At 39.2% G+C, this 765-nt stretch carries 1 pseudogene; it reads right to left on the bottom strand.

Going from position 1 to position 765, the window contains the following annotated elements:
- Window positions 1–396, bottom strand: a pseudogene (locus ACFO6W_RS18205) (hypothetical protein); the annotation flags it as partial.
- Between the last annotated feature and the right edge of the window lie 369 nt (window positions 397–765).

Below are 765 nucleotides of genomic sequence, written 5' to 3'. Positions count from 1 at the left end.
GCAAGCGTACTCCCTGCTTATTTTTTTTACAGGATAGACGTCATCGCGGAGACGCTTACCGTAAACGGGCAGGTTCTTGAAGTAACTGACAAAGGTTCCGGGTTCAATATCTGTCCTGTTTTCAGGAAACCACGATGCCTGCGGGTTATGCCTGTCAGGAAAGTTGGGATGCATAACATCTTTCGTACAGGCTGTAAAAACCACTTTAACTTTATTATGAGATTCACATGTTTGTTTCTTCCGTTTGCTTGAAAAACAATTGGCCGTACCTCTGATAATCTCATTTACATCTGCGTTTTTACGGATTTCCGCAAGGATATCCCTGGCTACGATACTGCCGTTAGCCGCGGCGTTTACAAGTCTGGATTTCAATTCGTCACTGACATTAATTTTCATAACTTTTTTGTTTGGTTAATAAATTGTTTAATGGTACGTGAGTATTGAAAATGAATTCTTTATCAGATATACTATCTGTTATTACCTGCTGTAGATGTTTCATTTTCTATTTCACAGGCTGGCAAAACGGGAATGGTTCGGGATGCAAGTTTTTTTGACGAAATACTACCCTTGGCGTGGAGATTTCTTCCAAAACCCTTTAGGGCGTGACCTTGCATATCCGTTAGAACCACCCCGTATTTTTGCCGGACGAAATAGAAAATGAGAGATTTACAGGCAGGAGTGGTCGGAAGAAATATCTTCCGACTATTTTTTTTATATAATCATTTGATATTAAGCTGATTATGTTTGTTTTTATCACATAGTTTT

The sequence above is a fragment of the Dysgonomonas termitidis genome (assembly GCF_042654545.1).
GTDB classification, from domain to species: Bacteria; Bacteroidota; Bacteroidia; order Bacteroidales; family Dysgonomonadaceae; genus Dysgonomonas; species Dysgonomonas termitidis.
This window is presented reverse-complemented; position numbering and strand designations above follow the sequence as displayed.